Genomic DNA, 6000 nt, shown 5'->3' on the forward strand with positions numbered 1-6000 from the left:
CTCGGCATGCATGGGCGCGACCGACGCGTGCGCCGATCCCGATGCGATCCGCTACCGGGTGTACTTCCGGCCGAGCGCGACGGCGCCGTGGCAGCTGGTCGACTCGGTCTGCCTCGGGCCGGGGGAGCGGCCGGCGTCGGTCGCCGACGTGGGGGAGCTGGTGCGCGAACGGGTCGTCAACCTGCTGCCGAGCGCCGATCCGTCGTTCCAGCCGGCTGACGGCGGCATCGTCAACCTGCCGACGATCTTCGCCGCCGGCGAGCCGGAGCAGATCGAGACCCAGCCGTTCGACGTGCTCGGGTTCAGCGTCACGGTCACCGCGACGGCGCAGTGGGAGTGGACGTTCGACGAAGGTGTCACGCAGACGTTCGACGTGCCGGGCGGCGTCTATCCCGACGACTCGGTGAGCTACGAGTACGCCAGCACCGGCGAGCGGTCGGTGACCGTGACGACGTCGTGGACGGCGGAGTTCACCGTGGACGGCCAGGGTCCGTTCGCGGTGCCCGGGCCGGCGATCACCAAGACCGCAGGGCCGGTGACGGTGCCGGTGCGCGAGGCCCGGTCGCAGCTCGTCGGCGGATGACCAGCGATCAACAGGTCCGTACGCCGCGCCGGCTGAGCCGTCGGGCAGCTCTCCAGCGGCGAGGTGGCCGCGGCCGCCCAGTGGCCGTCCCACGGGGCGGCCGTCAGCTGGTCAGCGTGCCGCGCACGATGCTGTCGCCGGAGTGCGCCGGGTCGCCGTCGGCCGGCTCGACCGAGACGTCCACCACCGGGAACTCCGCCACGTCCAGGTCCTCGGGGATCGGGAAGGTCGCCCGAGTGCCCTGCGACGGGTCCAGCAGACCGATCGACACCAGCCGCTTGGCGTCCTCGTCGAGCAGCCACACCTCGTAGAACCCGTCGGTGTCGGGCGAGAGGCCCGGCACGTCGAGCTCCAGCACCCGCGTGGAGCCCGAGCCGCGGATCTCGGCGTCACCGCCGGGGCTGTCGTCGGCGAGGACGACCAGCTCGGTCGACGCGACCACCGGCAGCTCGTCGTCGTCACCGGCGGTGGCGAGCAGGGTGGCCCCCACCCCCACCACGAGTCCGACCAGGGCGGCGGCGGTGGCGAGCAACCAGGCCGCGGGCCGGCGCTTGCCTTCGTCCGGCTGAGGCGCCGACAGGGACACCACATCGGCGCCCGTGGAGTCCGCCGGCCTGATGGCACCCTCCGGATCGGCCGCGCCGGCGGCGACCCCTCTGGACGGACGGTCCGGCTGGTCCGCAGCAGCGGATCGGTCGAGCCCGAGCTCGGCCACGATCCCGTCCCACACCGAGGACGGCGGCGCGCTCGGATAGTCCGCCGGCTCCACGGCACGGGCCGTCGTCACGACGGCGCGCAGCTGGTCCAGCTCGCTCTGGCAGTGCGAACAGCTGGCCAGGTGCGACTCGGGCACGTCGGTCAGCTCCTCACCCAGCGCCCGCAGGGCGAGGTCGTCCGCAGACACGTGCTCACTGTGCTCCGGCACCGTCCACCTCCAACCTGCGTCGGAGGCGACCCAGCGACCGCCGGATGTGGCTCTTCACGGTGCCCAGGGGCATGCTCAGCAGGCTCGCGATCTGGGTGTGGGTCAGGTCGTCGTAGAAGGCGAGCGTCACGATGCGCCGGGCGGGCTCGTCGAGGCGGGACAGCTCGTCGGCGATCAGCACCCGGGCGGTCACGGCGTCGGCCGGTGACGGGGCGGGACGGTCGCTGAGCACCCGGGTGGCCGCCTCGGTGGCCTTGCGCTCGCGCTCGCGGGCCGCCCACCGGTCGGCGACCTTGTTGCGGGTGATGCCGAGCAGCCATCCGGGCAGCGACCCGGCCGCGGGGTTGAAGCCGCCCCGGCCACGCCACGCCGCCACGAAGACCTGCTGCGTCACGTCCTCGGCGTCGTCACGGTCGCCCAGCGTGCGCAGCGCCACGGCGAAGACGAGCGGCGACCAGCGGGTGTAGGCCGCGGCCAGCCCTGCCTCGCTCCCGGACCTGAAGCGGTCCTCCAGGTCGTGGTCGCGCTCCTCCGCGGCCCGGCGGACCCGAGGGCCACCCGCGCCAGGTGCGCTGGTCACGTGCGACCCTCCCTCGGCGATGACGTCCGCGACGAGCATGTCGCTTCCTTCCTCGCCGAGAGCCTACGGTCCGTCCGATGCTTCCCGGGCGGAGACCACCCCGGATGCGCCGCCACCCGGGCCACCACCCGCGGCGACGTGGCAGACTTGACCCTGCAGGAGAACGAGCACGCGTGCTCCGGGGTCGGTGAAATTCCGAGCCGGCGGTGACAGTCCGCGACCCGGGCCCGCTCCACCCTCGTGGTGGACGGGCACGGTTGACCTGGTGGAACTCCGGGACCGACGGTGAGAGTCCGGATGGGAGGCAGCACGCCGGCCGGCTGTGTGCCCTCGGGCGCGTGGCGGGCCGAATCGTCGGCGACCGTGGGTCGCCGGCAGACCCCGGAGCGCCCTGACCAGAGGAGCGCCGGGTGGCCACCGACAGCGAGATCACGGCCATGCGTCGTGCCGTCGTGCTGTCCGCGTCGGTCGGCGAGCGCACCAGTCCCAACCCGAACGTCGGCGCGGTCGTGCTCGCGCCCGACGGTGGCGTCGTCGGCGAGGGCTGCCACCAACGCGCCGGCGGCCCGCACGCCGAGGTCGTCGCCCTGGCCGAGGCTGGGCAGCGCGCCCGTGGCGGCACCGTCGTCGTCACCCTCGAGCCGTGCACACACACCGGGCGCACCGGACCGTGCACGGAGGCGTTGCTCGCCGCCGGCGTCTCGCGCGTCGTCTACGCCGTGGCCGACCCCACCGCGGCAGCGGCCGGTGGCGGCGCCCGGCTGGCCGCCGCCGGGCTCGAGGTCGAGGGCGGGGTCCTCGCGAGCGAGGCCGCGGCGGCCAACGAGCGTTGGCTGACGACGGTACGTCGGCAGCGACCGTTCGTCGTCTGGAAGGTCGCGACGACCCTCGACGGCAAGGTGGCCGCACCCGACGGCACCAGCCGGTGGATCACCTCGGCCGAGTCCCGCCGCGACGTGCACCGGCTGCGGGCCGAGTGCGACGCCGTGGTCGCTGGTGCGGGCACGGTCGCGGTCGACGACCCGCAGCTCACGGTGCGTGACGAGCACGGTCAGCCGGTCGCCGACCAGCCGTTGCGGGTGGTGGTCGACACCCACGGCCGTACGTCGTCAGGTGCCCGGGTCCTCGACGACGCGGCACCGACCTGGGTCGCGACCGCGGCCGAGCTCGGCAAGGGCCCGGACGGGCGGGTCGACCTCACCGCGCTGCTCGACGAGCTCTGGCGCCGGGACCGACGGCTGGTCCTGCTCGAGGGCGGTCCGACCCTGGCCGGCGCCTTCCTCAGGGCCGGACTGGTCGACCGGGTGGTCGCCTATCTGGCGCCGACGCTGCTCGGCGAGGGACTGGCCCCGCTGACCGGCACCGGCGTCACGACGCTCGACGACGGCGTACCGCTCGACATCAGCGACGTGACCCGGGTCGGACCGGACGTCCGGGTGACCGCACGACCGAGGAGGACCTGATGTTCACCGGGATCGTCGAGGAGCTCGGCGAGGTGACCGCACTGACCGACCGCGGCGACAGCATGCGCCTCACCGTCCGCGGCCCGCTGGTGCTCGAGGGCACGCGCCGCGGCGACTCGGTCGCGGTCAACGGCGTGTGCCTCACCGTGGTCGACGTCGAGGGCGAGACGTTCACTGCCGACGTGATGCGGGAGACCCTCGACCGCAGCGCGCTCGGCGCCCTCACCGCCGGGTCGCCGGTCAACCTCGAGCGGCCGATGCGCCTCGACGGCCGCCTCGGCGGCCACCTGGTGCAGGGCCACGTCGACGGCACCGGCCGGATCGAGCAGCGCACCGCCTCGCAGCACTGGGAGGTCGTGCGCATCTCCCTGCCACCCGACCTCGAGCGCTACGTCGTGCACAAGGGGTCGATCACCGTCGACGGCGTCTCGCTCACCGCCGCGTCGGTCGCGCCGGGTGAGCTCACGGTGAGCCTGATCCCGACCACCCTCGCGATGACGACGCTCGGCCGCAAGGGCGTGGGCGACCCGGTCAACCTCGAGGTCGACGTCGTCGCGAAGTACGTCGAACGTCTGCTCTCCCGTCCCGACCAGCCAGCGACCCACCCCTCGGAGGAGCCCGCATGAGCCTCTTCACCGACCTCTACGAGGCGCACCTGACCATCGGTGGCCACGACATCACGTGGCGCGAGATCATCGGCAACCTGTTCGGCCTCGCGTCCGCCGTGGGCGGCATGCGGCGCCAGGTGTGGGCGTGGCCGGTCGGCATCATCGGCAACGTCCTGCTCTTCACCGTCTTCCTCTTCACCGCGACCGAGGGCGAGCACGGGGGCAGCCCGCTCTACGGGCAGGCCGGGCGCCAGGTCTTCTTCATCATCGTGTCGGTCTACGGCTGGTGGCGCTGGTCGCGCAACCGCGCGGCCGGCGACGGTGCCCCGGCGGTGTCGCCGCGCTGGGCGACGGCCCGCGAGCGGGCCGGCTTCCTCGGGGTCTGGGTCGCCGGCGTCGCGGTCTGCTACGTCGTCTTCCGGGCGGTCGGGGCGGGCTTCCCCGCGGAGTGGTGGTTCTACCTGGCCGACGCGTGGATCTTCGTCGGGTCGATCGTCGCGACCTACGCCATGGCCCGCGGGTGGGTCGACTTCTGGCTGTGCTGGATCGCCGTCGACCTGGTCGGCGTGCCGCTGCTGCTGCACTCCAACTTCTACCCGTCGGCCGTTCTCTACGGCATCTACGGCATCTTCGTCATCTGGGGCTTCGTCACCTGGCTGCGGGTGGCCCGCACCGAGGTCGCGCCGGTCGGGGCGGCCCCGCCGCGGCCGGACGAGGTGCCGGCATGACCGTGCGCCTCGACCCGGTCGAGCAGGCGGTCGCCGACATCGCCGGCGGCAAGGTCGTGGTGGTCGTCGACGACGAGGACCGGGAGAACGAGGGCGACCTGGTCGCCGCCGCGTCGAAGGCGACGCCGGCGATGCTCGCCTTCATGATCCGCTACACGTCCGGCGTGATCTGCGTGCCGATGGAGGGTGCCGAGCTCGACCGGCTCAAGCTGCCGCCGATGACCGCGGTCAACGAGGACCGCAAGAGGACGGCGTACTCGGTGTCGGTCGACGCCCGCGACGGCGTCAGCACCGGCATTTCGGCGGCCGACCGGGCGCACACGGTGCGGGTGCTGGTCGACTCGGCGACCGAGCCCTTCGAGCTGACCCGTCCGGGCCACGTCTTCCCGCTGCGCGCCGTCGAGGGCGGCGTGCTGCGGCGCACCGGCCACACGGAGGCCGCGGTCGACCTGGCCCGGCTGGCCGGGCTCACCCCGGCCGGCGTGCTCGCCGAGGTGGTCAACGACGACGGCACGATGACCCGGCTGCCCGGGCTGCGCGAGTTCGCCGACGAGCACGACCTCACCCTGGTGTCGATCGCCGACCTGGTGACCTACCGTCGGCGGACCGAGAACCTGGTCCGTCGAATCGCCGAGGCGGGCCTGCCCACCCGGCACGGCGGGTTCCGTGCCGTGGGCTACCGCAGCACGGTTGACGCGACCGAGCACCTGGCGCTGGTGCGGGGCGACCTCGGCGACGGACAGGAGGTCCTCGTCCGGCTGCACTCCGAGTGCCTCACCGGGGACGTCCTCGGGTCGTTGCGCTGCGACTGCGGGCCGCAGCTGGACGCGGCGCTGCGCACGGTCGCCGAGGAGGGCCGCGGGGTCGTGGTCTACCTGCGCGGCCACGAGGGACGCGGCATCGGGCTGATGCACAAGCTGGCGGCCTACCACCTGCAGGACGGCGGCCGCGACACCGTCGACGCCAACCTCGACCTGGGGCTGCCGGCGGACGCGCGCGACTTCAGCGTGGGTGCGCAGGTGCTGGCCGACCTCGGCGTCTCGTCGGTGCGGCTGCTGACCAACAACCCGCTCAAGTCCGTCGGCGTCGAGTCGCACGGTGTGAAGGTCGTCG

Annotated in this window: 7 protein-coding genes and 1 riboswitch; of the genes, 5 read left to right on the top strand and 2 right to left on the bottom strand. The window is 73.6% G+C overall.

The features are described from left to right. Positions 1–10 precede the first annotated feature (10 nt). On the top strand, positions 11–583 hold the full coding sequence (locus VK640_10295; protein ID HTE73573.1) for a hypothetical protein: 573 nt from the start codon (positions 11–13) through the stop codon (positions 581–583). Between the two features lie 103 nt (positions 584–686). Here VK640_10295 and VK640_10300 read toward each other — a convergent pair whose 3' ends face one another. Together VK640_10300 and VK640_10305 are read right to left on the bottom strand one after the other, a co-directional pair. Beyond that, on the bottom strand, positions 687–1487 hold the full coding sequence (locus VK640_10300; GenBank protein ID HTE73574.1) for an anti-sigma factor: 801 nt from the start codon (positions 1485–1487) through the stop codon (positions 687–689). Between the two features lie 4 nt (positions 1488–1491). Next, positions 1492–2127, bottom strand: coding sequence for a sigma-70 family RNA polymerase sigma factor (locus tag VK640_10305; protein HTE73575.1), 636 nt, complete (start codon positions 2125–2127; stop codon positions 1492–1494). A 130-nt stretch (positions 2128–2257) separates the two neighbouring features. Further along, positions 2258–2403: riboswitch (FMN riboswitch) on the top strand. Between the two features lie 122 nt (positions 2404–2525). Between VK640_10305 and ribD the strand changes: the two genes are divergently transcribed. The 4 genes from ribD to VK640_10325 all read left to right on the top strand — a co-directional run. Then, complete coding sequence (gene ribD / locus VK640_10310) at positions 2526–3551, top strand: bifunctional diaminohydroxyphosphoribosylaminopyrimidine deaminase/5-amino-6-(5-phosphoribosylamino)uracil reductase RibD (protein HTE73576.1); 1026 nt, start codon at positions 2526–2528, stop codon at positions 3549–3551. Beyond that, positions 3551–4177: a riboflavin synthase gene (locus tag VK640_10315; GenBank protein HTE73577.1), complete on the top strand. Its 627-nt coding sequence runs from the start codon at positions 3551–3553 to the stop codon at positions 4175–4177. The genes ribD and VK640_10315 overlap by 1 nt, the downstream gene beginning before the upstream one ends. Next, positions 4174–4887: a nicotinamide riboside transporter PnuC gene (gene pnuC, locus VK640_10320; protein ID HTE73578.1), complete on the top strand. Its 714-nt coding sequence runs from the start codon at positions 4174–4176 to the stop codon at positions 4885–4887. Before VK640_10315 ends, pnuC begins: the two co-directional genes overlap by 4 nt. After that, positions 4884–6000: bifunctional 3,4-dihydroxy-2-butanone-4-phosphate synthase/GTP cyclohydrolase II (locus tag VK640_10325; GenBank protein HTE73579.1), on the top strand; the 1117-nt coding region annotated here is incomplete at its 3' end. The genes pnuC and VK640_10325, both read left to right, overlap by 4 nt.

Source organism: Actinomycetes bacterium (assembly GCA_035489715.1).
Lineage (GTDB): Bacteria > Actinomycetota > Actinomycetes > JACCUZ01 > JACCUZ01 > DATHAP01.